Genomic DNA, 25,971 nt, shown 5'->3' with positions numbered 1-25,971 from the left:
AAAGGGGCATAAAGAAGATCAGGCCTCGGACGCCTCGGCATAGGCCTGGGAGAGCTCGGGGGACCCGGTCATGGCCCAGGACACCCCCGACTCCACCACGTTCAGCTCGCGGCCCGACGCCAGGGCGATCACGGGCTGGCCGTTCGGCCAGACCTGCCAGCGGGCGCCCGGCACGGTCCGGACGATCACCGTGCCCAGGTAGAAACCGGCGTCGTTGCCGAGCCAGGGCGCCGCCTCCGGGTCCCGCCGCCAGCGGGGCATCAGCTGGTCCAGGGCCTCCAACGAGGCGGGCGTCTCGTCCAGTTCCAGCCCGGCCGTACGGGCGTGGACCCGCAGCATCTCGCACTCCGAGAACATCTCCACCACGCCCTCGGGATCCTCCGCGAGCGCGGCGGCCAGCGCCGCGCCCTGTCCTGTCTCGTGCCGGTGGAGCCAGTTGTCCAGGAAGGGGATGTTCATACCGTCCAGCGTGGCATCACACGTCCAGATCGACAACGACCGGCGCGTGGTCCGAGGCCCCCTTGCCCTTGCGCTCCTCGCGGTCCACGTAGGCGTCCTTGACGGCGGCGGCGAACGCCTGGTTGCCGTACACCAGGTCGATGCGCATGCCGCGGTTCTTGGGGAAGGCGAGCTGGCGGTAGTCCCAGTACGTGTACGGGCGGTCGTACTTCAGCGGGCGGGGCACGACGTCCTGGAGACCCGCGGCGCGCAGCGCCTCCAGGGCGGCCCGCTCGGCCGGGGTGACGTGCGTCAGGCCCGCGAAGACGGCCGGGTCGAAGACGTCCTCGTCGGTGGGCGCCACGTTGTAGTCGCCGAGCACCGCGAACGGGCGCTCGCCGGCCGCGTCCTCGGCGACGGCGGCGGTCAGCGCCTTGAACCAGTCCAGCTTGTAGCCGTAGTGGTCGTGCTCGACCTCGCGGCCGTTGGGCACGTAGACCGACCACAGGCGCACGCCGCCGCAGGTCGCGGAGATCGCCCGGGGCTCCTGCACGCCCTCGTAGTCGGGCCCGCCGGGCAGGCCGGTGACGACGTCCTCCAGACCCACCCGGGACAGCACCGCCACGCCGTTCCAGCGGCCGGTGGCGTTGACCGCGGCCTCGTAGCCCAGCTCGCGCAGGGCGTCGTAGGGGAACTGCTCGGCGGTGCACTTGGTCTCCTGCACGCACAGGACGTCCGTGCCGGAGGTCTCCAGCCAGGTCAGCAGGCGGGGCAGCCGGGCGGTGATGGAGTTGACGTTGAACGTGGCGATACGCATGCCCTCCAACCTACCGCCCGGCACCGACAGCCGCCGGGCCCCGCCGGAGGCCGCCGGTCACACGTCGGTGGCGTCCCCCGCCGCGAGCCGGGCGTGCGGGGCGCCGCCCAGCAGCTCCAGGGCCCGGTCGTAGATCGGCCGGGCGATGTCGGCGAGGTAGGCGTCGTGGATGTCGATCGCGCGGGCCGGCTTGACCTCGCGGACGTAGTCGATCACCTCGCCGACCTTGTTCCACGGCGCGTGCACCGGGAGCATCAGCGTCTCGACGGGCGCGTCCGGGACGGTCAGCGCGTCGCCGGGGTGGAACAGGGAACCCTCGACCAGGAAGCCGACGTTGGTCACCCGCGGCATGTCCGGGTGGATCACGGCGTGCAGTTCGCCGTGCACCTGCACCTCGAAGCCGGCCGCGGTGAAGGTGTCACCGTGGCCGACGGTGTGCACCCGGCCCGGGTAGGCGGCGGACAGCTGGTCGGCGACGCTGCGCAGGGTCCACAGCGCCGCGGCCGGGTTCGCGTCGAGGGCGGCGCGCAGCCGGCCCTCGTCGAAGTGGTCGGGGTGCTCGTGGGTGACCAGCAGGACGTCCGCGCCGAGCCCGGCGTCCGCCTCGCTGAAGGCGCCCGGGTCGACGACGAGGACGCGCCCGTCCTTCTCCAGCTGGACACAGGAGTGGAGCCGCTTGGTGAGCTTCATGATCCAAGGCTACGGCGTGGCCGTGGACACCACGTAGACCTTGGGGTGCTCGGGGTCGCTGAGGTCCACCGTGACGTCCTGGGTGGGCCGCGGGTCGGGCTGGTCGTGGGTGGTGCCGTACCAGGCGTTCTTGGGGTCCCAGTGCCAGCCGGCGGCCTCGGTGTCGCGGTGGCTGATGCTGACGCCGCGGGTCAGGTCGTCGCGGGCGACGCCGTACGAGGCGAGGAAGGCGTCCAGGTCCTGCGGGGACACGGCGAACTGCACGTAGAGCCGGCTGGTGTGCCAGTTGTTGGTCTCCAGGTACCCCACCCGCCAGGCCTTGTCCGGGATCGGCACCTCGTAGATGCTGCGCTGCACCCGCGAGGGCCAGCCCGGGCGGACGTGCGTGGCGCCGACCTTGGCCGCCTTGTCGCGCCCGCTCTCCCGGCTCTGCTGGGCGGAGACGAACAGGTAGCCGGCCGGTACGCCGATGAGCAGCACGATGATGATCGCGGTCAGCCAGCGGCGCCGCACGACGTGCCGGCGGTCCTCGGCGGGCGGGTGGGCGCTGTCGCCCCCGTCGGGGGCGGACGTCTGGCGGGGCAGGGTGGGGGGCGGGTTCACTGCAGTTCCTGGTCCTGGTCACGGCCGGGGGTGTCGCGCCGGCCCGGTCGAGCGTACCGCTCGTACCGCTCGACGCGCCGCCGCTTGGCCCGGCGGAACCGCCGGGCGACGAGGCGGGCCAGGTCGGCGGCGCCGACCATGCCGGCCTCCGGACCCAGCTGCGCCTTGGCGATCCGGGCCTCGGGCCGGTAGCCGCGGCCGGTCAGGTGGCGGCGGAAGGCGTCCCGGGCGGGGCCGATCAGGAGGTCGTCGGCGGCGCTGACGCCGCCGCCGATGACGAAGCAGGACGGGTCGAGGGCGGCGGCGAGGTTGGCGATGCCCACCCCGAGCCACTGGCCGATGTCCTCCAGCAGCTCGACGCACATGGCGTCGCCCTCGCGGGCCAGCTCGGTGATCAGCGGTCCGGTGATCTCGGGGATGTTCCCGCCGACCCGGGCGAGGATGTTGTGGGCCACGGGCGAGTCGGCGACGGCCAGCTCCTTGGCCTCGCGGACCAGGGCGTTGCCGGAGCTGTACTGCTCCCAGCAGCCGCGGTTGCCGCAGGGGCAGCGGTGCCCGCCGGGGACGACCTGCATGTGGCCGAACTCGCCGGCGACGCCGTACCTGCCGCGCTTGACCTGGCCGCCCTCCAGGATGGCGCCGCCGATGCCGGTGCCCAGGGTGATCATGACCAGGTGGTCCTCGCCGCGGCCGGCGCCGAAGCGCCACTCGGCCCAGGCGGCGGTGTTGGCGTCGTTGTCCACCATCACCGGGACCGCGAGCCGGGACTGCAGGGCGTCGCGCAGCGGCTCGTCGCGCCAGGCGAGGTGGGGGGCGAACAGCACCCGGGAGCGGTCGGCGTCGACCCAGCCGGCCGCGCCGATGCCGACCGCGTGCACGTCGTGCCGGTCGGAGAGGTCGAGGACCAGCTCGACGATGGTGTCCTCGACCACCTTGGGGCTCTTGGACTTGTCGGGGGTCTCGGTGCGCAGCTTCTCCAGGATGACCCCGTCCGCGTCGACCACGCCGGCCATCACCTTGGTGCCGCCGATGTCGATGCCGACGGTCGGGACGCGCGGGGCGGTCAGGTGCGACCGGCGCTCACGGGTCCCGACGGTCGTCCGCAGGACGGTGCCCCGCGCCGAGCCCCGGCGGGCGAGGGTGAAGTCCCGGTACGTGCTCATCGAGGCGTGTCGTCCCTACGGGTGCGGTCGGCGGACCCGGGCGGCGCGGCCGGGGCGGGCGGGGTGCCCTGGGGCGATTGTGCCACCCGGGCCAGTTCGTGGCTCAGCTCGTCGAGCTCGGAACCGCCGGCCATCTGCCGGGTCAGCTCGTCCAGGGTGATCGAGTCGCGGGTGTGGCTGCCGGCCATGACCCCGCGCTTGAGCAGGACGAAGCGGTCGCCGACGAGGTGGGCGTGGTGCGGGTTGTGGGTGATGAGGACCACGCCGAGCCCGGCGTCCCGGGCGGCGGCCACGTACTTGAGGACCACCCCGGACTGCTTGACGCCGAGGGCGGCCGTGGGCTCGTCCAGGACCAGCACCTTGGCGCCGAAGTACACGGCGCGCGCGATGGCCACGCACTGCCGCTCGCCACCGGAGAGGGTGCCGATGGGCTGGTCGACGTCGCGCAGGTCGATGCCCATGCGCAGCAGCTCGGCCCGGGTGGTCCGCCGCATGAAGGACACGTCCATGCGGCGGAAGGGGCCGCGGCCGGTGGTCGGCTCGGAGCCGAGGAAGAAGTTGCGCCAGACCGGCATGAGCGGGACGACGGCCAGGTCCTGGTGGACGGTGGCGATGCCGCGGTCCAGGGCGGCCCGGGGGTTGGCGAGGACCGTCTCCTCCCCCTCGATCTCGAAGCTGCCCGCGTCGTGCTGGTGCAGGCCGGCGACGATCTTGATGAGGGTGGACTTGCCGGCGCCGTTGTCGCCCAGCACACAGGTGATCTCGCCGGCCGACACCTCCAGGGAGACGCCTTCGAGGGCGCGGACGTTGCCGTAGAACTTGCTGACCCCGGTCAGCTTCACGAGCGCCGTCATCGCCTCTCCTCCGCCCGCCTGCGCACCCACGCGTTGAGCAGGGTGGCCAGCAGCAGCATCGCGCCGAGGAAGAACTTGAACCAGTCCGGGTTCCACTGGGCGTACACGATGCCGTTGCTGGTCATGCCGAAGATGAAGGCGCCCACGGCCGAGCCGACGGCGGAGCCGTAGCCGCCGGTCATCAGGCAGCCGCCGATGACGGCCGCGATGATGTAGAGGAACTCGTTGCCGACGCCCTCGCCGGACTGGACGACGTCGTAGCTGAACAGGATGTGCTGGCCGGAGATCCAGGCGCACAGCGCGACGCCCATGTAGAGGCCGATCCGGGTGCGGACGACGGGGACGCCGACCGCGCGGGCCGCGGCGTCGTTGCCGCCGACCGCGAAGATCCAGTTGCCGGCCCGGGTGCGCAGCAGGATCCAGGTGGCGACGGCGACCAGCGCCAGCCACCACAGGATCGTGACCTTCAGCGTGACCCCGCCGACGTCCCACTGGGAGGCGAACAGGGCCTGGGCGGAGGGGAAGCCCTCCATGTCCCCGATGGCCTTGGTGGACACGCCGCCGCTGATCAGCTTGGTGAGGCCGAGGTTCAGGCCCGTCAGCATCAGGAAGGTGCCCAGGGTGATGATGAAGCTGGGCAGCTTGGTGCGGGTGAGCATGAACCCGTTGAAGAAGCCCAGGGCGAGGGTGACCAGCAGGGAGACCCCGACGCCCACCCAGACGTTGGCGGTGAGCTGGTAGCTGAACATCGAGCTGAACAGCGCCGACGTGGTCACCATCACACCGGCGGACAGGTCGAACTCGCCGCCGATCATCAGCAGGGCGACCGGTACGGCCATGATCCCGATGGTGGACGCCGAGTACAGGACGGTGCTCAGGCTGGAGGCCCGCAGGAAGCTGTCGGCGGCGAAGGAGAAGAAGACGAAGACGGCGGCGGCGCCCACCACCGCGCCGAGCTCGGGCCGCCCGAGCAGCCGCCGTACGGCACCGGCCGGGGCGAGGCGTTCGTCGGCCGGGGCGGTGGCCGTGCTCATCGGGTCACCCGCCGGATGTACTCCTCCAGCTGGGCCGCCTGGTCCTTGGTGACGATCTGCGGCCCGGTCAGCACCGGCTTGCCGCCGCCGAGGACGTTCGCGTTGTAGCGGTAGAGCCACAGCAGGTCGACCGCCTCGTAGCCCTGGAGGTAGGGCTGCTGGTCGACGGCGAAGCCGAGCCCGCCGGACTTCAGCCCCTGCAGCACGGCCGGGTTCAGGTCGAAGGTGTCGACCTCGGCCTTGCTGCCGGCGCCCTCCTTGGCCTTGACGGCGGTGGCGGCGAAGGGGGCGCCGAGGGTGACGACGGCGTCCACGCCGGGGTCGGCCTGGAGCTTGGCCTGGATCGCTGCCTGGACGGAGGGCATGTTGGTGCCCTCGACGTACAGGTTCTCCATGGCGCCGCCGAAGGTCTTCCTGGCGCCGGCGCAGCGCTGCTCGTGGCCGACGTTGCCGGACTCGTGCAGCACGCAGATCGCCTTGGTGCGGCCGCGGGCGGTCAGCTCGGTGCCCACGGCCTCGCCGGCGATCCCCTCGTCCTGCCCGATGTGGGTGAGGGCTCCGTAGGCCCGGGACTGCTCGGCGCCGGAGTTCACGGTGACGACCGGGATGCCCGCCTTGACGGCCTTGCCGACCACGTCCTTGAGCGCCTCGGGCTTGGCGAGGCTGACGATGATGCCGTCGACCCGCTGGTCGATGGCGTTCTGGACCAGCTGGGCCTGCGCCTGGCCCTGGTCGTCGTGGGAGTAGACGAAGTTGATGTTGTCCTTCGCCGCGGCCTCCTTCGCGCCCTTCTGGACGATGTCCCAGAAGGTGTCGCCGTCGCCCGCGTGGGTGATCATGGCGAAGGTCCAGCGCGGGGTGGACACGGCCGGACGTCCCGCGGCGGCCTTCGCGCGCTCCTCGGCGCGTTTGCCGCCCGTACTGCTGCATCCCGCGAGGGACGCGGCGAGCGCCGCGGCGACCACGGCCCCCACCCAGCGCGCTCCTGTCCGAACCCTAGACACGTCGGTGTGCCATCCCTTCGCTTCGCCGATCGCTCGTCGTCACAACCTGGTCATTTCAGGTTTCAGCCGCCCAGTATCCGCCACAGTGGACCTTGGAGGGTCATCGGGGCACAGCCGGGCAGGGTCGGGCAGATTGACAGCCGACCCGTCCGGGGTCAGGTTGAGTGCATGCGCATCGGGATCGTCGGAACCGGCCGGATCGGCTCGTTCCACGCCGCTGCGCTCAGCCGCCACCCGCAGGCGGGCTCGCTCGTGCTCGCCGACGCCGACCCGGCGCGGGCCGCGCGGGTGGCCGACCGGCTGGGGGCCACGGCGGCACCGGCCGTGGACCAGGTGTTCACCTGGGGGGTGGACGCGGTGGTCGTGGCCTGCGCGACGGCCGGCCATCCCGAGCTGGTGGTGCGGGCGGTACGGGCGGGGCTGCCGGTGTTCTGCGAGAAGCCGGTGGCACCCGACCTGGCCGGGACCCTGGCGGTGCTGCGCGAGGTCGAGTCGGTGGGCGGCACGCTCCAGGTGGGCTTCATGCGCCGCTTCGACGCGGGCTACGCCACCGCGCGGGAGCTGGTGCGCTCCGGGGCCCTGGGCCGGCTGCACACCGTGCGCACGATGACCGCCGATCCCGCCCCGCCGCCGCCCGGGTACCTGCCGACCTCGGGCGGGCTGTTCCGGGACTGCCTGGTGCACGACTTCGACATGGTCCGCTGGGTGACCGGGCAGGAGGCGGTACGGGTCTACGCGGCCGGCTCGGACGCGGGGCCGGCGCAGTTCCGCGAGGCGGGGGACGTGGACACCGGCGCGGCGGTGCTCACGCTGACCGACGGGACGCTGGTGACCTGCACCGGCAGCCGGTGCAACGGCGCCGGCTACGACGTGCGGATGGAGCTCGCCGGGGACCTTGACCAGGTCTCGGCCGGGCTGGACGACCGTACGCCCATCGCCTCGACCGAGCCGCACGGGCCGCCCCCGGCGAGCAAACCCTGGACCGGCTTCCTGGAGCGGTTCGGGCCCGCGTACGAGGCGGAGCTGTCGGCGTTCGTGCGGCTGGTGCGCGGCGAGGGCCCGAACCCGTGCGACGGGCGGGAGGCCCTGGCCGCGCTGCGGATCGCGGAGGCTTGCGAGATCTCCCGGCGCGAGCGCCGGGAGGTCGCGCTGGACACCGTGCCGGGCGGCCCCGCGGAGCCGGCGGCGCGGGGTCCGGGAGGCTGAGCAGGGGCACGGGCCCCCGAGGGCCGAGCCGGGGCGCGGGCGGGCGCCCGCGCCGGGTGCGGGTGCGGGTCCGCCGAGGTCGTCCGGTCCGGGCACCGGCGGCTACCAGCGCACCGGCAGCCGCTTCATGCCCCGGATCAGCGTGCCGGTGATCCACTCCGGCTCCTCGCCCTCCGGGTCCCGGGCCAGCCCGGGGAAGCGTTCCAGCAGGGAACGGACCGCGATCCGGCCCTCCAGCCGGGCCAGCGGGGCGCCCAGGCAGAAGTGGATGCCGTGGCCGAAGGCCAGGTGGCCCTGCGGGGCGCGCCGGATGTCGAAGGTGTCGGGCGCGGGGAAGCGGCTCGGGTCCCGGTCGGCCCCGGCCAGCGAGACGAGGACGGCGTCCCCGGCGGGGACCGGGACCCCGGCGACCACGGTGTCCTCGCGGGCGAAGCGGAAGGTGGAGTTCTCCACCGGGCCGTCGTAGCGCAGCATCTCCTCGACGGCCCCGTCGAGCAGGTCCGGGTCGGCGCGCAGCGCGGCGAGCTGGTCGGGGTGGTCGAGCAGGGCCCGCACGCCGTTGCCGATGAGGTTGACCGTGGTCTCGTGGCCGGCGACGAGGAGCAGGAAGGCCATGCTCACCAGTTCCTCGTGGCTGAGCCGGTCGCCGCCTTCGTCGCGGGTCCTGATGAGCGCGCTCATCAGGTCCTCGCCGGGGCTGCACCGCTTGTCCTCGATCAGCTCGCCGAGGTAGTGGGCGACCTCCGCCAGGGCCCAGGAGGACGCGGCCGGGCTGGAGGGCGCGACCACCTCGTTGGACCAGCGGCGGAACTGCTCGCGGTCGAGGTCGGGGACGCCCAGCAGTTCGCAGATCACGGTCATGGGCAGGGGGAAGGCGAGCGACCGGATCAGATCGGCCCGGCGGGCGCCGTCGGCGGCCATCGCGTCCAGCAGCCCGTCGGTGATCTCCTGGACGCGGGGGCGCATCGCCTCGACCCGGCGGCCGGTGAACTCGCGGGCGACGAGCCGGCGCAGCCGGGTGTGGCGGGGCGGGTCGGATTCGAGCATGTGGTGGTTGACGGCGCTGGCGACGACGTCCCCGAAGTACACCGAGTCCTGCCAGTTCTTGGACAGCGCGGGGTGGTTCAGCGCCTCCCGGCAGGCCTCGTGGCCGACGACCAGCCAGACCAGGTCGCCGTTGTCCAGGGCGACGCGGTGCACCGGACCGGCCTCGCGCAGCTCGGCGTAGTACGGGTACGGGTCCGCCGTGAAGCCCTCGGCGTGGCCGCCGACGTCCAGGTCCGCCATCCCGGTCCTGCCCCTTTCCCGTGGTTGCGTTCAGCGTAGGGCGGTGTCCCGCGGCCGGGGGCGGGATTCGGACACGCGTTCCGGCCCGGCCGGGTCGCGCCCGACGGAGCCGGCCGGGTCGCGCCGCCGGAGCCGGCCGGGTCACGCCCGCCGGCTGCGGCCGGCTCGTGCCCGCCGGTGCGCCGGGACCCCGGCGGCGGCTCAGTCCGCGAAGGAGCCGAACGCGGCGCGGCCGGTGGGCCGGTAGGTGAGGACGGCCGTGCCGCGTGTCGTGGTCCGGGAGGCGACCAGCTCGCAGGCGGTGGGCAGGCCGCCGGAGGGGAACAGGCGGCGCCCCTTGCCGAGGAAGACGGGGTGGACGAGCAGGTGGAACTCCTCCACCAGGTCCCGCGCGAGGAGGTACTGGGCCAGCCGTCCGCTGCCCCACACCTGGAGTTCGCCGTCGAGGCCGTCCTTGACCCGGACGATCTCGGCCTGGAGCTCCCCGTCCAGCACGGTCACCGGCCCCCAGGCGGGGTCCTTGAGGGAGGTGGACGCCACGTACTTGGGCAGCGCGTTGAGCTTGTGCGCGATCACGCTGTCGGGGTCGTCGTGGGCCGGCCAGTAGGCGGCGAAGATCTCGTACGTGCGCCGGCCCAGCAGGAAGGCCGCGGCGCGGTCGAAGACCTCGGTGACGAAGGCGTTGCCCTCGTCGTCCAGCAGCGGGACCTGCCAGCCGCCGTACGGGAAGCCGTCGCTGGGGTCCTCGTCCGGGCCGCCCGGCGCCTGCATCACTCCGTCGAGGGTCACAAAGGTGGTCAGGGTCAGCTTTCCCATGGCGTCGGCTCCTCGGGGTCGGTCGTCGGCCTCTCCACTGATGCAGACTCCCCGAGCGCGCGCGCCTCGTCGCCGCGCCACGCACGAACGCCGGGTCGGATTCCCGCCAGCACAGGGCGCAGCGAGGACATTTGATTGAAGCGTCAACCGGATAGCCCGACGAGTCGGGCGCGACGCACTGCGCACGGAGGAACGATGGACGACAAGGCGGTACTGGTGACGGGCGGCAGCCGCGGCATCGGGGCGGCGATCGCCCTGCGGCTGGCCGGGGCCGGGGCCGACGTGGCGATCACGTACGTCGCCGGGGAGGCGGCGGCGAAGGACGTGGTCCGCGGGATCGAGGCGACCGGCCGGCGGGGCGTGGCCCTGCGGGCCGACGCCGGGGAGGCGGCCGGGGCCGCGGACGCCGTGGCGCGGGCCGCCGAGGCCCTCGGCCGGCTCGACGTACTGGTCAACAACGCGGGGGTGGGGGTGGTCCGCCCGCTGCAGGAGCTGACCCCGGCCGACGTGGACCGGGTCCTCGCGGTCAACGTGCGCGGGGTCTTCCTGGCGTCGCAGGCGGCGGCCGCCCGGATGGGGCAAGGTGGCCGGATCATCACGGTCGGCAGCTGCATGACCCAGCGGGTACAGGCGCCCGGCGGGACGCTCTACGCGATGAGCAAGGCCGCGCTGACCGGGCTCAACCGGGCGCTGGCCCGGGAGCTGGGCGGGCGCGGGATCACCGCCAACGTGGTGCATCCCGGCCCGGTGGACACCGACATGAACCCGGCCGACGGCCCGTACGCGGCGGGGCAGAGCGCGGCGACGGCGCTCGGGCGGTTCGGCCGGCCGGAGGAGGTCGCGGCGCTGGTGGCGTACCTGGCCGGGGACGGGGCGGCGTACGTGACCGGAGCGGAGTTCTCCGTCGACGGCGGGTACGCGGCGTAGCCGGCGGGCGCGGCGGACCGACGGACGGGCGGACGGGCGGACGGGCGGACGGGCGGACGCCGACGGGGCCCACCGCGAGCGGGTGCTCGCGGTGGGCCCCACGGGCTGTCCCAGGGTGGCCGGCAGTGCGTTCCGGTCACCCGCGGGGATCACGGGCGGGTGTCGCGCCGCCCGCGACCGGACCCCGGGGGTGTCGGCCCCCGAGGACGTGCGTCGGGCCGGTGTCAGCCGCCGAGCTCCTGGTGACGGGCGGTCAGCGCGGCCGCGCCGGTCTCCGTCAGGGAGCCGAACAGCCGCAGCCGCGAGAAGCCGCCGTCCGGGAAGATGTCGATCCGGACGTGGGTGCCGACGGCCGGGGTGTCCAGCACGAAGCGGTGGTTGGTGTCGGGCTGCAGGCGGGTGCGCGGCAGGAACTCCTGCCACTCCCCCTCCTCGCCCGTGCGCACCGACAGCGAGGCCCAGCCGGCCGAGTTGCCCTTGAGGTAGGCGGTGTCGATCTCGACGGCGCGGATCTCCGACTCGGCCACCAGCTGGTAGCGGATCCAGTCGTTGCCGCGGTCGCGGCGGCGGGCGGTCTCCCAGCCGTCGTCCATCTTGCGGGAGCGGCCCGGGTTGATGGTGTTGGTGGGCGGCGAGTAGAAGCGGTTGGACGCGTCCTGGACGGCGCCGCCGTTCTCCAGGGCCACGACGTCGAAGGTGCCGAGGGTGGCCAGCCACTTCGGGTCCGGCAGCACCTCGCCGTAGACGCGCAGGCGGGCGATGCCGCCGTCGGGGTGCTGGTTGACGCGCAGGTGCGTGAAGCGCTGCTCCACGCTCACCTCGAAGCCGTTGGCCGCGTGGCCGCCGACCGGGGTGCGCGGGACGATCGTCGTCCACTTGACGTCGTCGCCCTGGAGCTCCTCCGGGGTCGGCGCGAGGGCGCCGTCCCAGTGGGTGGCCTCGATGGAGACGGCCTGCGGCATGTTGCCGCGGAAGTGGGCGGTGTCGACGACGATGCCGCGGATCACCCCGGGGGCGCCCAGGCGTACGAGCGCCCAGTCGTGGTCCTCCGCGGTCGGCCAGGGCTGGTCGGGGCCGACGCCGCGGCGGCGGCGGGTCTCCCAGCCGTCCATGACCTTGCCCTTGTGGCCGAAGTGCTCGGGGTCGAAGTGCGCGGCCTCGGCGACCAGCAGGTTCTCGCGCTGGGCGAAGAACTCGTCGTTGGCTGCGACGACACCGGCGCCGAGCTCGCGGGCGGCGAGGTTGGCGTACTGCGTGAACGGGAACTCGGCCGTGCGGTAGTCGGCGTACGGGTCGCCGCCGCCGTACGGGTTCGCGTTGCCGGTGAAGCGGGGGATCGCCACGGTCAGTTCTGCCTTTCGAGGAGGAGGCCGGTGGGCTCGGACGGGGTGCCGTGGTCGGCGATCTGCCGCCCGCGCAGCCAGGTGGACTTCACGACGCCGTGCAGGGTCCTGCCCGCGTACGCCGTGACCTGGTTGCGGTGGTGGAGCTCGGCCGGGTCCACGAGGAACGTTTCTTCAGGGGCCAGGACCGCGAAGTCGGCGTCCCGGCCGACCTCGATGGCACCCTTCTGCGTCAGACCCGCCAGGCGCGCCGGGGCGGCGGACATCCAGCGGACGACGTCCTCCAGGGTGTGGCCGCGCCGGCGCGCCTCCGTCCAGATCGCCGGCAGGCCCAGCTGGAGGGAGGAGATGCCGCCCCACGCGGTGGAGAAGTCGGACGTCTTGAGGTCCGCCGTGGAGGGCGAGTGGTCGGAGACGATGCAGTCGATGGTGCCGTCGGCGAGCGCCTGCCACAGGAGGTCCTGGTTGGCGGCCTCGCGGATCGGCGGGCAGCACTTGAACTCGCTGGCCCCGTCGGGCACTTCCTCGGCGGTGAGGGTGAGGTAGTGCGGGCAGGACTCGACGGTGACCGCCACGCCCTCGGCCTTGGCGGCGGCGAGCAGCGGCAGCGCGTCGCTGGAGGACAGGTGGAGCACGTGGACGCGCGCGTTCAGCCGCCGGGCCTGGGCGATCAGGTTCTCGATCGCGGTGTTCTCGGCGTCGCGCGGCCGGGAGGCGAGGAAGTCGGCGTACCTGGGGCCGGGCACGACGGGCGCGGCGTCCAGGTGGTGGGGGTCCTCGGCGTGCACGATCATCAGACCGCCGAAGCCGGCGATCTCCGCGAGGGAGGCGGCCAGCTGCTCCTGGTCGAGCTCGGGGAACTCCTCGACGCCGGAGGGCGACAGGAAGCACTTGAAGCCGAAGACGCCGGCGTCGTGCAGCGGGCGCAGGTCCTTGACGTTGTCGGGCAGGGCGCCGCCCCAGAAGCCGACGTCGACGTGGGCCTTCTCCCGGGCCACGTCCCGCTTGACGGCCAGGTGGGCGGTCGTGGTGGTGGGCGGCAGCGAGTTGAGCGGCATGTCGAGGATGGTGGTGATGCCACCGGCCGCGGCGGCGCGGGTGGCCGTCCAGAAGCCCTCCCACTCGGTGCGGCCGGGGTCGTTCACGTGGACGTGGGTGTCGACCAGGCCGGGCAGCAGGACGTCCTCGCCGAGGTCCACCAGGCGGGCACCGGCCGGCACCTCGGCCTCGTAGGGCAGCACGTCCGCGATCTTCCCGGCGGCGACGGCCACCGAAGCGGCGCGCGTCCCCTCGGGGGTGATGACGCGCGTCGAGCGCAGTACCAGTTCCACTGCCACGTCGGACACCCGGAACCTCCCCATCTACTTCCACAGAGCGAAATTCAACGTTCTGTTGACGGAGTCTTCCCGTCGATCCAGAAGCCGTCAAGAGCCACCCGGGGCACCCCGGAGGGTCACCCCACGCGAACCGAGTCGCACTTGGAGGTTTCCACACAATGGAATTAGGATTTCACTCTACAGAACGTAGCTACCGCCACCGGGAGCCCTGCGGGCCACCACCGAAGGCCGTCCGACACCCGGACAAACCCGCTCTGACCGGCGGCGACGGCCCCGGCCCGACACTAGGGCCGGCGGCCGTGGCCGGGTAGGCTGCTGCCTTGCCTGCCAGCACCGAAAGGACCGCGCCGTGCCGACGTCCAGCGCCAGCACCACCGACGCTTCCGCCAAGACGACCGCCGCCACCGGCGGCGTCCAGTCCCTCGAGCGCGCCTTCGATCTGCTCGAACGCATGGCCGACGCGGGTGGCGAGGTCGGCCTCAGCGAGCTCTCCGCCGCCAGCGGACTCCCCCTGCCCACGATCCACCGTCTCATGCGGACGCTGGTCGCCTGCGGGTACGTGCGCCAGCAGCCGAACCGGCGCTACTCGCTCGGCCCCCGCCTGATCCGGCTCGGCGAGTCCGCCTCGCGGCTGCTGGGCACCTGGGCCCGGCCGTACCTGGCCAGGCTGGTCGAGGAGACCGGCGAGACGGCGAACATGGCGCTGCTCGACGGCGACGAGATCGTGTACGTGGCGCAGGTTCCCTCCAAGCACTCCATGCGGATGTTCACCGAGGTGGGCCGCCGGGTGCTGCCGCACTCCACCGGCGTGGGCAAGGCGCTCCTGGCGCACACCCCGGCCGACGAGGTCCGCGCCCTGCTGGCCCGTACCGGCATGCCGGCCGCGACCGAGAAGACCATCACCACGCCCGAGGGATTCCTGGAGGCGCTGGAGCAGGTCCGCAAGCTCGGCTACGCGGTGGACGACAACGAGCAGGAGATAGGGGTCCGCTGCCTGGCCGTGTCGGTGCCGAACTCGCCGACCGCCGCCGCGATCTCCATCTCGGGGCCGGCGGGCCGGGTCACGGAGGCGGTGGCCGAGTCGTTCGTGCCGATCCTGCAGGAGATCGCCGCCGAGCTGTCGGTGGCCCTGGCCAACCAGAACCCCGCCTGAGCGGGGACGACGGAGCGGACGCGGCCCGGCCGCGGACGGCCCACCCCGACGTGCGAGAGCCCGGACCCCCTGCGCGGGGTCCGGGCTCTCGCACGTCGGGGGTCCGCCGCCGGGTCAGGCGGCGGCCACCGGATCCGCCAGCCGGCCGTCCGTCATCGTCACCGTGCGGTCCATCCGCTCCAGGTGCGCCCGGTCGTGGGTGACCAGCACGGTGGCGGTGGAGCGCTCCCGGGTGAGGGTGACCAGCAGGTCCAGCACGGCCGCGCCGCGCTCGTGGTCCAGGGCGCTGGTGGGCTCGTCCACGAGCAGCACGGTGGGCTCGTTCATCAGGGCGCGGGCGATGTTCACCCGCTGGCGCTGGCCGCCGGAGAGCTGGTGCGGGCGCTTGTCGGCCTTGTCCGCGAGCCCCACCGCGTCCAGCAGCTCCAGCGCGCGCCGACGCAGCTGCCGCGCGGGCCGGCCGGAGAGATGGGCCATGACCTGCAGCTGCTCGGCGGCGGTGAGCGAGGCGAGCAGGTTGGGCTGCTGGAAGACGATGCCGATGTGCTCGCGGCGCAGCGCCGACTTCTGCGCCGCGCTCATCGGGGCGGTGTCCCGGCCGGCCACGACGACCCGCCCGGAGTCCGGGGTGACGAGCGTGGCCGCGACGGCGAGCAGGCTGGACTTGCCCGATCCGGACGGTCCGACCACCGCCGTCAGGGTCCCGGCGGGTACCTCCAGACCGACCGCGTCCAGGGCCGTCAGGCGGCTCTCGCCGTCGGGGTAGGTGAGCGTGACGTCGTGCAGGAGGAGGGTCATCGGGCGCTCCCGAGGGCGGTCAGCGGGTCGACGGCGGTGATCCGCCGGACGGACAGGGCGGCGCCGGCGGCGCCGAGCGCGATCATCACGGCGGCCGGGACCAGCACGGTGGGCGCGTCCAGGACGAACGGCACGTCACTGCCGCTGATCAGCGCCCCGAGCCCGGCCGCCAGCGCGGTCCCCAGCCCGGCGCCGGCCGCCAGCAGGACCACGGCCTGGCCGAGCGCGTCCTTGAGCAGGTACGGCGTGGCGGCGCCCAGTGCCTTCAGGACGGCCACGTCGGCGCTGCGCTGGATCGTCCAGACCGTGAAGAAGGCCCCTATGACGAGGGCGGAGATGGCGAAGAGGAAGCCCCGCATCAGCTGGAGCGAGCCGTTCTCGGCCTGGTAGGAGCCTATGGCGCCGAGCGCCTCGGCGATCGTCCGGACCGTGGTGCCCGCGGCCCGGTCGCCCGCCGCCAGGTCGGCCGATCCGTCGGCGTCCAGGGCGACCACGGTGGCCACCGCCTCCGGGGACGTGCCCGGGTCGCCGATCCGCTGCCAGTCGCGCAGGTCGGCCCAGACCACCGGGGTGTGGCTGTAGGCGGCGGTGCCGGAGACGGCGGCGACGGTGAGCTCCAGCCGGCCGACCCGGACCGTGCCGCCCGCCTTCGCGCCGCCGAGCTCCTCGGCGGCCTTCTCGGAGAGGACCACCTGGCCCGGGGCCAGGCCGCGCGGGGCGAGCCCGCCCGCCGGCTCCACACCGAAGACGGAGACGGCCGCGGTGCGCTCACCGGCGGCGGCGTCGGTGGTACGGATGCCGACCGGCCGGGCCGAGCGCACCCCCGGCTGCCCGCTCCAGGCCCGCCAGGCGCTCTCGGGGACCTGGGACCGGGTGAAGGACACCTCCTGGCCTCCCGGGGGCGCGGCGAACGCCAGGTGGGTGGCGGGCAGGCCGGTGACGGCGGAGACGTTCTCCCGGGCCAGCCCCGAGGTCAGCCCCGACAGCAGCCCGACCAGCAGTGTGATCAGCACGACCACCGCGCCCATCAGGGCGAATCGGCCCTTGGCGAACCGTAGATCTCTCCATGCGACGAACATGTCCCCCACCTTGTCCGCCGGCGCGGGCCCGGGGCATCGCGCCACGGGAGCGATCGTGGTGTCGAAAGGAGCATTCCGACATCGAACTTTCGGTTGACCGGTCCCCGCCGCGACCGATCTACGCTGGTCGGGCGATGCTTTCCCGTTCCGACTCCCGACGCTCCGGCCGGGCCCCGCGCTCCCCGGGCCCTCGGCTCCCCCGCCCCTCCCGTCCGCTGACGCCCGTCACACGCGTGCTGCGGCTGTGCCTGCACGCACTGCTGCTCGGCCTGCTGGCGCTGGCCGTCGGGCGGGCGCTGGCCGGGTCCGCGCCCGGGGCGGGCCGGGTGGTGGCGGCCGCCGTCCTGCTGGCCGCCGTGTACGCCGCCGGGGTACGGGCCCCCGCCGTGCACGCCTCGCCCCGGGCCGGGGCGTGGTGGCTGGCCGCGCTGGGCGCGGCGTGGACGGCCCTGCTGGTGGTCTCGCCCGACGGGCTGTGGATCGCCTTCCCGCTGTACTTCCTCCAGCTGCACCTGCTGCCGTTGCGGTGGGGCGTGCCGGCGGTGGCGCTGACCGCCTGCGCGGCGATCGGCGGGTTCCTCGCGCACAGCGGGGCGGTGACACCGGGGGCGTTCCTCGGCCCGGTGCTGGGCGCGGCCGTGGCCGTGGCCACCGTGCTGGGCTACCAGGCGCTGTACCGGGAGAGCGAGCGGCGCCGGAAGCTGATCGAGGAGCTGATCACGACCCGGGCGGAGCTGGCCGCCGCCGAACGCGGCGCGGGCGTCCTGGCCGAGCGGGAGCGGCTGGCCCGCGAGATCCACGACACGCTCGCCCAGGGCCTGTCCTCGATCCAGCTGCTGCTGCGGGCGGCGGAACGGGCCCTGGCGGAGGACCGTACGCCGGCACCCGGCCCGGGCACCGGTGCGGGCACCGGTGCGGGCACCGGTGCGGGCACCGGTGCGGGCGGCGCCGGCGCGGGTTCCGCGGCGGCGCTCGCCCACATCGCCCGGGCCAGGGAGGCGGCCCAGGAGAACCTCGCCGAGGCCCGCCGGTTCGTGCGCGCGCTCACCCCGCCCGACCTGGAGCACGGCTCCCTCGCGGCGGCGCTGGAGCGGCTGTGCACGGGCGCGCCCGGCCCCCGCGTCCGGTTCTCGCTGAGCGGCACCCCGGCCGAGCTGCCGACCCCGTACGAGGTGGCCCTGCTGCGGATCGCGCAGTCGGCGCTGGCCAATGTGGTGCGGCACGCGCGGGCGGAACGCGCCGAGATCACCCTGACCTTCATGGACTCCTCGGTGACCTTGGACATCGTGGACGACGGCCGGGGCTTCGACCCGCGCCCGCCCGAGACCCGAGAGGCGGCCCGGATCACGGCCGCCGACGGGGGCTTCGGGCTGCCCGCGATGCGCTCGCGGGCGGAGTCCCTGGGCGGCACGTTCACCGTGGAGTCCGCCCCCGGCCAGGGCACCGCCGTGGCCGTGACCCTGCCGCTGCCCGTGGAGGCGCCCCGATGACGATCCGGCTGCTGCTCGCCGACGACCACCCCGTGGTCCGGGCGGGCCTGCGCGCGGTCCTGGACACCGAGCCCGGCTTCACGGTGGTGGCGGAGGCCGCCACCGCCGAGCGGGCGGTGGAACTGGCCGCCACCGAACAGGTCGACGTCGTGCTGATGGACCTGCAGTTCGGCGCCGGGATGCACGGCTCGCAGGCCACGGCGGCGATCACCGCCCGGCCGGGCGGGCCGCGGGTGCTGGTGCTCACGACGTACGACACCGATGCCGACATCCTGGCCGCGGTCGAGGCCGGGGCCTGCGGGTACCTGCTCAAGGACGCCCCGCCGGAGGAGCTGGCGGCGGCGGTGCGGACGGCCGCGGCGGGGCAGTCGGCGCTGGCCCCGGCCGTCGCACTGCGGCTGATGGACCGGATGCGGACGCCGGCCGAGGCCCTGACCAAGCGGGAGCTGGAGGTGCTCCAGCTGGTCGCGGACGGGCTGTCGAACCAGCAGATCTCCAAGCGGCTGTTCCTCAGCCAGGCCACGGTGAAGTCGCACCTGGTGCACATCTACGCCAAGCTCGGCGTGGAGTCGCGTACGGCGGCCGTGGCGGCGGCGGGCGCCCGCCGCCTGATCCGGACCCCGTGAGGACGGGGCGCCGTGCCGGAGCGGCACCCCTGGCGGCCCCGGCCCCGTGACGCTCCCCTACGCCACCCAGTGCGGCCGGTCCACCGCCGGCGGCAGCGGTACCCCGTCGTGGAAGGCCGCGGCCAGCCGCCGCACGCCCTCGTCGAGCCGGTCGGGGGCCAGGGTGTAGGGGATGCGCAGCCGGTGCTCGAACGTACCGGGGTCCACACCGAACCGGGCGCCGCGGCCCAGGTGCACGCCCGCCGCGGCGGCGCGCTCGGCCAGGGCCGAGCTGACCGGCTCGCCCAGGTCCACCCACAGGGAGAGCCCGCCGGGCGGCACCGACCAGGACCATTCGGGGGTGTGCCGCTCCAGCGCCTCGACCAGGGCCCGGCGCCGTACGCGCAGCTGGTCCAGCCGGGCCGGCAGGTTCCGCTCCAGCCCGTCGAGCAGCGGGAGCGCGACCAGCTGGTCCAGGACCGAGCCGGTCATGTCGGTGGCGGCGCGCAGGGCGGTCAGCTCGGCGACGAGCCGGGCGGTGGCCCGGACCCAGCCGACCCGCAGCCCGCCCCAGTGGGTCTTGCTCAGCGAGCCGATGGTGAGGACGTGGTCGGCGCCCCCGGGCGGGGCGAGGGCGGCCAGCGGCGCCGGGGCGGGCACGTCGAGGGCGATGTCGGCGATGGTCTCGTCCACCACCAGCCAGGTGCCGGTGCGACGGGTGGCCGAGAGCAGGGCCAGGCGCTGGTCCTCGGGCATCAGGGCGCCGGTGGGGTTGTGGAAGTCGGGGATGACGTAGGCCAGCCGGGGCACGGTCTGGCGCAGCGTGGACTCGGCGATCTCCATGTCCCAGCCGGCGTCGGTGACGGCGACCGGGGCCGTGCGCAGCCGGGCGTGGCGCAGCGCGTCGAGGGCGTTGGCGTAGGTCGGGTTCTCGGTGACCACGCGGTCGCCGGCCCGGCACAGCAGGCCGATCACCAGCGTCAGGGCCTGCTGGGCGCCGGCGGTGACGAGGATCTGCTCGGGCCGGGTGGGAAGGCCCCGGCGGGTGAAGCGGTCGGCGACCGCCGCCCGCAGCTCGGGCAGGCCGAAGGGGAGGTAGCCGGGGGTGCGGGCGGCGGCGGGCAGCCGGGGCGCGGCCCACGCCAGGGCCTCGGTGAGGGTGTCCTCGGGCGCGCCCATGGCGGCGATGGCCAGGTCGATGCCGGGGTCCCCGTCGGGCAGGAAGCCGCCGGTGCCGCCGGCGCCGAGCAGGGCGTGGGCGCCGACGGGGCGGTGGCCGTCGGGCAGCTCGGTGAAGGTGCCGGATCCTCGCCTGCTGCGGACGTACCCGCTCTCCCGCAGCAGGTCGTAGGCACCGGTCACGGTGGCCCGGCTGGCGCCGAGGCGTTCGGCGAGCTCGCGTTCGGCGGGGAGCCGGACGTGCAGGGCGATCCGGCCGTCGAGGATCAGGGTGCGGATCGCGTCGGCGAGGGCCCGGTAGCCGGGGCGGGCCCGCACGTGCGCCGGGAGCAGGGCGGCGAGCTGGCGGCTGCCGACCGTCCTGTCCGCCGTGTGGACCACTCGCCCGTTCGCCATGCCAACCTCCCCCGATTGGCTCTGACGGCCAGGCCAATCAGCGCCCAGACTCGCGGTATTGGCCCTCGATCCGCAAGGGAGTACCGCGAAGATGCTGACCGACCGTGACGAACGAGCCCTGCTGGCGGCCCGGGAGGACCGGGTCGCCGAGCCCCTGCGGCTGCGCCTGCTGCCGCGGCTGCGGGGGGCCCTGGCCGGGGTGGGGAACCGGGCGGCGCGGCGGGGGCGAGAATCGGAGCCATGGCGACCGACACCTACCGCACCGCACCCGGGTCCGAGCGCGAGCCGGAGTCCCGCCGGGTCCGTGAGCCCGCTGCCGCACCCCTGATCGCCGGGCTGCTGCTCGCCGCCGGGGGCGGCCGGCGCCTCGGCGGCCGCCCCAAGGCCCTGCTGCCCTACCGCGGCCGGCCGCTGGTCGAGAACGCCGTCCGGGTGCTGCGCGAGGCGGGCTGCGCCCCGCTGCACGTGGTGCTCGGAGCGGCGGCGCAGGAGGTGCGCGAGCGGGCGGACCTGAGCGGCTGCGTGGTGGTCGACAACCCGGACTGGGCCGAGGGCATGGGCTCCTCGCTGCGCGTCGGGCTCGCCTCCCTGGCCGGTACGGGCGCCCGCGCGGCCCTGGTGTCGCTGGTGGACCAGCCGGGCATCGGCGCGGCGGCGGTGGCCCGGGTGCGGGCGGCGTACCGCTCCCCCGCCTCGCTCGTGGCGGCGGCGTACGACGGGGAGCGCGGGCACCCGGTGCTGTTCGGGGCCGACCGGTGGGCGGACATCGCCGCGACGGCGGTGGGCGACAAGGGCGCCCGGGTCCACCTGACGCGGCACGCCGACGAGCTCACCCTGGTGGAGTGCGCGGACGTGGCCGAGGCCTTCGACATCGACACGCCGCCCGACCTGGCGCGTCTGGCCTGAGCGCGGTGTGATCGTGGTGGCACTCAGGGCCACCGCGACCGATGATCTGTCGACCCAGAGAATCTCGACATCAACAAACCATTGAACTTCCACCATGAGGAAATTACTATCCACTGGTCAGAAGCGCCCTGAACCCCAGACGGCGCCCGCGACCGTATTGCGGAACTCTCCACACCCGACGGCACTGCGTGCCGTCCCGCGCGAGCATTCCCCCGCGGCCGCCAGGCACCGCCGCTGAAGGAGTGACAGTTATGTCCGCACCAGCGCCGTCCCCGCTGGCCATCGTCGACGCCGAGCCCCTGCCCCGGCAGGAGGAAGTCCTCACCGAAGCGGCCCTCGCCTTCGTGGCCGAGCTGCACCGGCGGTTCACCCCCCGCCGGGACGAGCTCCTCGCCCGCCGCGCCGAGCGCCGCGCCGAGATCGCCCGCACCTCCCACCTCGACTTCCTCCCGGAGACCGCACAGATCCGCGAGGGCGACTGGAAGGTGGCGCCGGCACCGGCGGCGCTGAACGACCGCCGGGTGGAGATCACCGGTCCGACGGACCGCAAGATGACCATCAACGCCCTCAACTCGGGCGCCAAGGTCTGGCTCGCCGACTTCGAGGACGCCTCGGCCCCCACCTGGGAGAACGTGGTCCTCGGCCAGCTCAACCTGATCGACGCCTACGAGCGCCGGATCGACTTCACCGACGCCCGCACCGGCAAGTCCTACGCCCTCAAGCCCGCCGAGGAACTGGCCACCGTGGTGATGCGCCCGCGCGGCTGGCACCTGGAGGAGCGGCACATCACCGTCGACGGCCGCGCGGTCCCGGGCGCCCTGGTGGACTTCGGCCTGTACTTCTTCCACAACGCCCAGCGGCTGATCGACCTCGGCAAGGGCCCGTACTTCTACCTCCCGAAGACGGAGTCGCACCTGGAGGCCCGCCTCTGGAACGACATCTTCGTCTTCGCCCAGGACCACGTGGGGATCCCGCAGGGCACCGTCCGCGCGACCGTGCTGATCGAGACGATCACCGCCGCGTACGAGATGGAGGAGATCCTCTACGAGCTGCGCGACCACGCGGCGGGCCTGAACGCGGGCCGCTGGGACTACCTCTTCTCCATCGTCAAGAACTTCCGTGACGGCGGCGAGAAGTTCGTCCTGCCGGACCGCAACGCGGTGACGATGACCGCCCCGTTCATGCGCGCGTACACCGAACTGCTCGTCCGCACCTGCCACAAGCGCGGCGCGCACGCCATCGGCGGCATGGCGGCCTTCATCCCCTCCCGCAAGGACGCCGAGGTCAACAAGGTGGCCTTCGAGAAGGTCAAGGCCGACAAGGACCGGGAGGCCGGCGACGGCTTCGACGGCTCCTGGGTCGCCCACCCGGACCTGGTCCCCATCGCGATGGCCTCCTTCGACGCGGTGCTGGGCGAGAAGCCCCACCAGAAGGACCGGCTGCGCGAGGACGTGGCGGTGGCCCCCGGCGACCTCATCGCGATCGACTCGCTCGACGCCCGGCCCACCTACGAGGGCCTGCGCAACGCCGTCCAGGTCGGCATCCGGTACATCGAGGCCTGGCTGCGGGGCCTGGGCGCCGTCGCCATCTTCAACCTGATGGAGGACGCGGCCACCGCCGAGATCTCCCGCTCCCAGATCTGGCAGTGGATCAACGCGGGCGTGGTCTTCGAGAACGGCGAGCGGGCCACGGCCGAGCTGGCGCGCAAGGTCGCCGCGGAGGAACTGGCCGCGATCCGCGCCGAGATCGGCGACGAGGCCTTCGCGGCGGGCAAGTGGCAGCAGGCGCACGACCTGCTGCTCCAGGTCTCGCTGGACGCCGACTACGCGGACTTCCTCACGCTCCCGGCCTACGAGCAGCTCGTCGGCTGAAGGACCCCTGGATTCGGCTGAATTCGCACAGCGGCCGAACCCGGCGACCGAGCCCCCGGTGTCGAAAGGCACCGGGGGCTCGGCCGTGCGCGAAGCGGAACCGGAGCGGAACCACCGCCCCCGAACGACCGGTCGGTCGTTACATCATCGTAACCTGCGGCTACCTAGCGGTAACAATGCGGCCCGTGTCACCTTTCCGGTGCCACCGGCCGGCGGTTCCCCCACTTCCCAGCCATGCACCGAAGTCGTCCCTGGCTTCGTCATGGCCGACCGCAGGAGTTCCGCAGTGATCGGATTCCGCACCGCCCGCGAGAAGAAGAGGCCCGGCCGCCGCGTGCGACGGCTCGCCGGGGCCGGCCTGGTCCTCCCGCTCGCCCTCACCACCGCGCTGACGGCCGGCTCCGGCACGGCTCTGGCCGGCCCCGGTCAGGGCCCCACGGCGGTCGTCTCCCTGGGCGACAGCTACATATCCGGCGAGGCCGGGCGCTGGAAGGGCAACAGCCTCACCAACACCGCAAGCCGCAACGGCACCGACCGGGCCTGGCTGAGCGGTTCGTCCTACGACCCGTCGAAGGTGTACGGGACCTCGGAGGCGAACGGCTGCCACCGCTCGGACTCGGCCGAGATCAAGACCGCCGGTCCGCTCGCCGACGTGGCCGTCAACCTCGCCTGCTCGGGCGCCACCGCCGACAACGTCTTCCGCGCTTCCCACGGCGGCGTGGCGTACAAGGGCGAGGCCCCGCAGGCCGACCAGCTGGCCGCCGTCGCCCGCAGCCACGACGTCAAGCTGATCACGCTCTCCATCGGCGGCAACGACCTCGGCTTCGCCGACATCATCAAGGACTGCGCGCTCGACTTCGTGATCTGGAACTCCTACTGCTACGACGACCAGCAGGGCAACGTGGACCAGCGGATCGACGGCGTCATGCAGAAGGTCGGCAAGTCCGTGGACGAGATCCGCGCCGTGATGTCCGGCGCCGGATACGCCGCCGGGGACTACCGGATCGTGCTCCAGTCCTACCCCTCCCCCATTCCGCGCGGCGCCGAGAACCGCTACCCGCAGAGCGACTGGAGCCGGCTGAACACCGGCGGTTGCCCGTTCTGGAACCGGGACTCGGACTGGGCCCGGGACTCGCTGGTGCCCCAGCTCGCGAACCGGCTGCGGGGCGTCGCCACCGCCAAGGGCGTGCAGTTCCTGGACCTGCGGGACATGCTCCAGGGCCGGGAGGTGTGCGCCAGGGCCAGCAAGCTGGTGAGCTCGACCGTGCCGGCGTCCGCGCAGAGCAGTGAGTGGGCGCGCTGGATCGACAGCAGCGAGACCCAGGGTCCGGTGCAGGAGTCCATGCACCCGAACTACTACGGGCAGCTGGCGCTGGGCCGCTGTCTGAGCCTGATCGCGGCCAAGCCGTCCGGCGACTTCTCCTGCCGCAACACGGCGGGCGCCGACCACAACGGGATGTACCTGACCGCCGCCCCGTGAACCGGCGAAGCGGCCGCGGTCCCCCTCGGGAGCCCGAAGGGGACCGCGGCCGCTTCCGTTTCGCCGCTCAGTGCACCGGGACCGGGTCCGGGGCGGGGGCCGCCTTGCGGGCACCCAGGTGGTTGAAGGCCAGGTTCAGCCCGATCGCCGCCAGGCAGCCGGTGCTGATCCCCGAGTCCAGCACGACCAGCAGGTCCTTGGGGAAGGCGTGGTAGAACTCCGGCGCCGCGATGGGGATCAGGCCCACGCCGACCGAGGCGGCGACGATCAGGGCGTTCTCGCCGCGCTCCATGGCCGCCCCCGCCAGGGTCTGGATACCGCTGGCGGCGACCGAGCCGAACAGCACGATGCCGGCGCCGCCGAGGACGGGCAGCGGGACCAGGGCGATGACCGAGGCGGCCTTCGGGCACAGGCCGAGCAGGATCAGGATGCCGCCGCCGGCGGCGACCACGAACCGGCTGCGCACCTTGGTCATGGCGACCAGGCCGATGTTCTGGGCGAAGGCGCTGCACATGAATCCGTTGAACAGCGGGCTCAGCGCGCTGCCGAGCGTGTCGGCGCGCAGGCCCCCCTCGATGGTCCGGGCGTCGGCGGGCCGGTCCACGATCCGGCCGAGGGCCAGGATGTCGGCGGTGGACTCGGTCATGCAGACCAGCATGACGATGCACATCGAGACCACGGCGGCGAGGTGGAACTGCGGTGCGCCGAAGTGCAGCGGCGTCGGGAAGCCCACCCAGGCCGCGGAGCGGAAGGCGTCGAAGTCGGTCATGCCGAGCGGTATCGCGACCAGCGTGCCGGCGACCAGGCCGAGGAGGATCGCGATCTGCTGGAGGAAACCGCGCAGGACGCGGCGCAGCACCAGCACGATCCCCAGCGTGAGGGCGGCCATCCCGATGTTCTGCATCGAGCCGTAGTCCGCGGCCGTACGGTTGCCGCCCTGGGACCAGTTGAAGGCCACCGGCAGCAGCGAGACCCCGATCAGGGTGATGACCGTGCCCGTGACCACGGGCGGGAAGAAGCGGACGAGCTTGCCGAAGTAGGGGGCGGCGAAGAAGCCGAGGAGCCCGGCGGCGACGATCGCCCCGAAGATGACGGGGAGCGCGTCGGCGCCCTGGTCCTTGCCGATGGCGATCATCGGGGTCACACCGGCGAACGAGACGCCGTTGACGAAGGGGAGCCGGGCGCCGATCCGCCAGAACCCCAGCGTCTGCAGGAGCGTGGCGAGACCCGCCGTGAACAGCGAGGCCCCCATCAGGAACGCGGTCTCGGTGGCGGAGAGCCCGACGGCCGGTCCGACGATCATGGGAGGGGCCACCACCCCCGCGTACATGGCGGCCACGTGCTGCAGACCGCTGGTGAACATCTTGAGCGGAGGGAGGGTCTCGTCGACCGGGTGTTTCTCCTCCGGTACTGCGACTGCTGCTTTGCGGAACCTGGGCATGGCGGCCACGGGCGTTCCTCCGGTCGGTTAACGCGTCGGCAGGGGACACGGGTG

The 25,971-nt window shown here is 73.7% G+C and carries 24 protein-coding genes; 8 read left to right on the top strand and 16 right to left on the bottom strand.

Annotated features, from left to right (window positions below):
- Positions 1–18: 18 nt before the first annotated feature.
- From LG632_RS08685 to LG632_RS08650, 8 genes are read right to left on the bottom strand one after another with little or no spacing between them, the layout of a single operon-like run.
- Positions 19–459, bottom strand: a complete 441-nt coding sequence (locus LG632_RS08685; RefSeq protein ID WP_226726275.1) for a DUF6278 family protein — start codon at positions 457–459, stop codon at positions 19–21.
- A 16-nt stretch (positions 460–475) separates the two neighbouring features.
- Positions 476–1,255: an exodeoxyribonuclease III gene (locus LG632_RS08680; protein WP_226726274.1), complete on the bottom strand. Its 780-nt coding sequence runs from the start codon at positions 1,253–1,255 to the stop codon at positions 476–478.
- Between the two features lie 57 nt (positions 1,256–1,312).
- Positions 1,313–1,945, bottom strand: coding sequence for an MBL fold metallo-hydrolase (locus LG632_RS08675; protein ID WP_226726273.1), 633 nt, complete (start codon positions 1,943–1,945; stop codon positions 1,313–1,315).
- 9 nt (positions 1,946–1,954) lie between these two features.
- The gene (locus LG632_RS08670) at positions 1,955–2,548 is read right to left on the bottom strand and encodes a hypothetical protein (protein ID WP_226726272.1); all 594 of its coding nucleotides are present in this window, start codon (positions 2,546–2,548) and stop codon (positions 1,955–1,957) included.
- Entirely contained in the window at positions 2,545–3,711 is a 1,167-nt protein-coding gene (locus LG632_RS08665; RefSeq protein WP_226726271.1) for an ROK family glucokinase, read from the bottom strand. Before LG632_RS08665 ends, LG632_RS08670 begins: the two co-directional genes overlap by 4 nt.
- A complete protein-coding gene (locus tag LG632_RS08660) occupies positions 3,708–4,565 on the bottom strand; it encodes an ATP-binding cassette domain-containing protein (RefSeq protein ID WP_226726270.1) in 858 nt (285 codons plus the stop codon). The genes LG632_RS08665 and LG632_RS08660 overlap by 4 nt, the downstream gene beginning before the upstream one ends.
- Positions 4,562–5,599: an ABC transporter permease gene (locus LG632_RS08655; protein WP_226726269.1), complete on the bottom strand. Its 1,038-nt coding sequence runs from the start codon at positions 5,597–5,599 to the stop codon at positions 4,562–4,564. The genes LG632_RS08660 and LG632_RS08655 overlap by 4 nt, the downstream gene beginning before the upstream one ends.
- Entirely contained in the window at positions 5,596–6,603 is a 1,008-nt protein-coding gene (locus LG632_RS08650; RefSeq protein WP_445271386.1) for a sugar ABC transporter substrate-binding protein, read from the bottom strand. Before LG632_RS08650 ends, LG632_RS08655 begins: the two co-directional genes overlap by 4 nt.
- Positions 6,604–6,771: 168 nt before the next feature.
- Between LG632_RS08650 and LG632_RS08645 the strand changes: the two genes are divergently transcribed.
- Positions 6,772–7,809, top strand: coding sequence for a Gfo/Idh/MocA family protein (locus LG632_RS08645; RefSeq protein ID WP_226726267.1), 1,038 nt, complete (start codon positions 6,772–6,774; stop codon positions 7,807–7,809).
- 102 nt (positions 7,810–7,911) lie between these two features.
- On the opposite strand, the gene LG632_RS08640 is transcribed toward LG632_RS08645, so the two are convergent.
- Both LG632_RS08640 and LG632_RS08635 read right to left on the bottom strand, forming a co-directional pair.
- On the bottom strand, positions 7,912–9,096 hold the full coding sequence (locus LG632_RS08640) for a cytochrome P450 family protein (protein ID WP_226726266.1): 1,185 nt from the start codon (positions 9,094–9,096) through the stop codon (positions 7,912–7,914).
- Between the two features lie 201 nt (positions 9,097–9,297).
- Positions 9,298–9,912, bottom strand: a complete 615-nt coding sequence (locus LG632_RS08635) for a dihydrofolate reductase family protein (protein WP_226726265.1) — start codon at positions 9,910–9,912, stop codon at positions 9,298–9,300.
- 195 nt (positions 9,913–10,107) lie between these two features.
- On the opposite strand from LG632_RS08635, the gene LG632_RS08630 reads away from it, so the two are divergent.
- Positions 10,108–10,839: an SDR family oxidoreductase gene (locus LG632_RS08630; RefSeq protein WP_226726264.1), complete on the top strand. Its 732-nt coding sequence runs from the start codon at positions 10,108–10,110 to the stop codon at positions 10,837–10,839.
- A gap of 224 nt (positions 10,840–11,063) precedes the next feature.
- Here LG632_RS08630 and alc read toward each other — a convergent pair whose 3' ends face one another.
- Complete coding sequence (gene alc / locus LG632_RS08625; RefSeq protein ID WP_226726263.1) at positions 11,064–12,182, bottom strand: allantoicase; 1,119 nt, start codon at positions 12,180–12,182, stop codon at positions 11,064–11,066.
- Positions 12,183–12,184: 2 nt separating this feature from the next.
- Positions 12,185–13,543, bottom strand: coding sequence for an allantoinase AllB (allB, locus tag LG632_RS08620; protein WP_264201566.1), 1,359 nt, complete (start codon positions 13,541–13,543; stop codon positions 12,185–12,187).
- Positions 13,544–13,868: 325 nt separating this feature from the next.
- On the opposite strand from allB, the gene LG632_RS08615 reads away from it, so the two are divergent.
- The gene (locus LG632_RS08615) at positions 13,869–14,672 is read left to right on the top strand and encodes an IclR family transcriptional regulator (protein WP_226726261.1); all 804 of its coding nucleotides are present in this window, start codon (positions 13,869–13,871) and stop codon (positions 14,670–14,672) included.
- A gap of 114 nt (positions 14,673–14,786) precedes the next feature.
- On the opposite strand, the gene LG632_RS08610 is transcribed toward LG632_RS08615, so the two are convergent.
- Both LG632_RS08610 and LG632_RS08605 read right to left on the bottom strand, forming a co-directional pair.
- Entirely contained in the window at positions 14,787–15,470 is a 684-nt protein-coding gene (locus LG632_RS08610) for an ABC transporter ATP-binding protein (RefSeq protein WP_226726260.1), read from the bottom strand.
- A complete protein-coding gene (locus LG632_RS08605; RefSeq protein ID WP_226726259.1) occupies positions 15,467–16,549 on the bottom strand; it encodes an ABC transporter permease in 1,083 nt (360 codons plus the stop codon). Before LG632_RS08605 ends, LG632_RS08610 begins: the two co-directional genes overlap by 4 nt.
- 233 nt (positions 16,550–16,782) lie before the next feature.
- Between LG632_RS08605 and LG632_RS08600 the strand changes: the two genes are divergently transcribed.
- Together LG632_RS08600 and LG632_RS08595 are read left to right on the top strand one after the other, a co-directional pair.
- Positions 16,783–18,039, top strand: a complete 1,257-nt coding sequence (locus tag LG632_RS08600; protein WP_226726258.1) for a sensor histidine kinase — start codon at positions 16,783–16,785, stop codon at positions 18,037–18,039.
- A complete protein-coding gene (locus tag LG632_RS08595) occupies positions 18,036–18,665 on the top strand; it encodes a response regulator (protein ID WP_226726257.1) in 630 nt (209 codons plus the stop codon). Before LG632_RS08600 ends, LG632_RS08595 begins: the two co-directional genes overlap by 4 nt.
- A gap of 57 nt (positions 18,666–18,722) precedes the next feature.
- On the opposite strand, the gene yczR is transcribed toward LG632_RS08595, so the two are convergent.
- The gene (gene yczR / locus LG632_RS08590) at positions 18,723–20,219 is read right to left on the bottom strand and encodes a MocR-like transcription factor YczR (protein WP_226726256.1); all 1,497 of its coding nucleotides are present in this window, start codon (positions 20,217–20,219) and stop codon (positions 18,723–18,725) included.
- Between the two features lie 336 nt (positions 20,220–20,555).
- On the opposite strand from yczR, the gene LG632_RS08585 reads away from it, so the two are divergent.
- From LG632_RS08585 to LG632_RS08575, 3 genes are all read left to right on the top strand, one after another.
- Complete coding sequence (locus LG632_RS08585; protein ID WP_308108144.1) at positions 20,556–21,125, top strand: nucleotidyltransferase family protein; 570 nt, start codon at positions 20,556–20,558, stop codon at positions 21,123–21,125.
- Positions 21,126–21,376: 251 nt separating this feature from the next.
- Positions 21,377–22,996: a malate synthase A gene (gene aceB, locus LG632_RS08580; RefSeq protein WP_226726255.1), complete on the top strand. Its 1,620-nt coding sequence runs from the start codon at positions 21,377–21,379 to the stop codon at positions 22,994–22,996.
- A 286-nt stretch (positions 22,997–23,282) separates the two neighbouring features.
- Positions 23,283–24,476, top strand: a complete 1,194-nt coding sequence (locus LG632_RS08575) for a GDSL-type esterase/lipase family protein (protein WP_226726254.1) — start codon at positions 23,283–23,285, stop codon at positions 24,474–24,476.
- 67 nt (positions 24,477–24,543) lie between these two features.
- On the opposite strand, the gene LG632_RS08570 is transcribed toward LG632_RS08575, so the two are convergent.
- Positions 24,544–25,926, bottom strand: a complete 1,383-nt coding sequence (locus tag LG632_RS08570; RefSeq protein ID WP_374203433.1) for a nucleobase:cation symporter-2 family protein — start codon at positions 25,924–25,926, stop codon at positions 24,544–24,546.
- Positions 25,927–25,971 lie beyond the last annotated feature (45 nt).

The organism is Streptomyces antimicrobicus, from assembly GCF_020532625.1.
GTDB lineage: Bacteria > Actinomycetota > Actinomycetes > Streptomycetales > Streptomycetaceae > Streptomyces > Streptomyces antimicrobicus.
This window is presented reverse-complemented; position numbering and strand designations above follow the sequence as displayed.

Bases quoted from the DNA above. Each gene is read 5' to 3' on its own strand.
- LG632_RS08685 (WP_226726275.1), bottom strand. From the start codon at position 459: ATGAACATCCCCTTCCTGGACAACTGGCTCCACCGGCACGAGACAGGA.
- LG632_RS08680 (WP_226726274.1), bottom strand. From the start codon at position 1,255: ATGCGTATCGCCACGTTCAACGTCAACTCCATCACCGCCCGGCTGCCC.
- LG632_RS08675 (WP_226726273.1), bottom strand. From the start codon at position 1,945: ATGAAGCTCACCAAGCGGCTCCACTCCTGTGTCCAGCTGGAGAAGGAC.
- LG632_RS08665 (WP_226726271.1), bottom strand. From the start codon at position 3,711: ATGAGCACGTACCGGGACTTCACCCTCGCCCGCCGGGGCTCGGCGCGG.
- LG632_RS08660 (WP_226726270.1), bottom strand. From the start codon at position 4,565: ATGACGGCGCTCGTGAAGCTGACCGGGGTCAGCAAGTTCTACGGCAAC.
- LG632_RS08655 (WP_226726269.1), bottom strand. From the start codon at position 5,599: ATGAGCACGGCCACCGCCCCGGCCGACGAACGCCTCGCCCCGGCCGGT.
- LG632_RS08645 (WP_226726267.1), top strand. From the start codon at position 6,772: ATGCGCATCGGGATCGTCGGAACCGGCCGGATCGGCTCGTTCCACGCC.
- LG632_RS08640 (WP_226726266.1), bottom strand. From the start codon at position 9,096: ATGGCGGACCTGGACGTCGGCGGCCACGCCGAGGGCTTCACGGCGGAC.
- LG632_RS08635 (WP_226726265.1), bottom strand. From the start codon at position 9,912: ATGGGAAAGCTGACCCTGACCACCTTTGTGACCCTCGACGGAGTGATG.
- LG632_RS08630 (WP_226726264.1), top strand. From the start codon at position 10,108: ATGGACGACAAGGCGGTACTGGTGACGGGCGGCAGCCGCGGCATCGGG.
- allB (WP_264201566.1), bottom strand. From the start codon at position 13,543: ATGGGGAGGTTCCGGGTGTCCGACGTGGCAGTGGAACTGGTACTGCGC.
- LG632_RS08610 (WP_226726260.1), bottom strand. From the start codon at position 15,470: ATGACCCTCCTCCTGCACGACGTCACGCTCACCTACCCCGACGGCGAG.
- LG632_RS08605 (WP_226726259.1), bottom strand. From the start codon at position 16,549: ATGTTCGTCGCATGGAGAGATCTACGGTTCGCCAAGGGCCGATTCGCC.
- LG632_RS08595 (WP_226726257.1), top strand. From the start codon at position 18,036: ATGACGATCCGGCTGCTGCTCGCCGACGACCACCCCGTGGTCCGGGCG.
- yczR (WP_226726256.1), bottom strand. From the start codon at position 20,219: ATGGCGAACGGGCGAGTGGTCCACACGGCGGACAGGACGGTCGGCAGC.
- aceB (WP_226726255.1), top strand. From the start codon at position 21,377: ATGTCCGCACCAGCGCCGTCCCCGCTGGCCATCGTCGACGCCGAGCCC.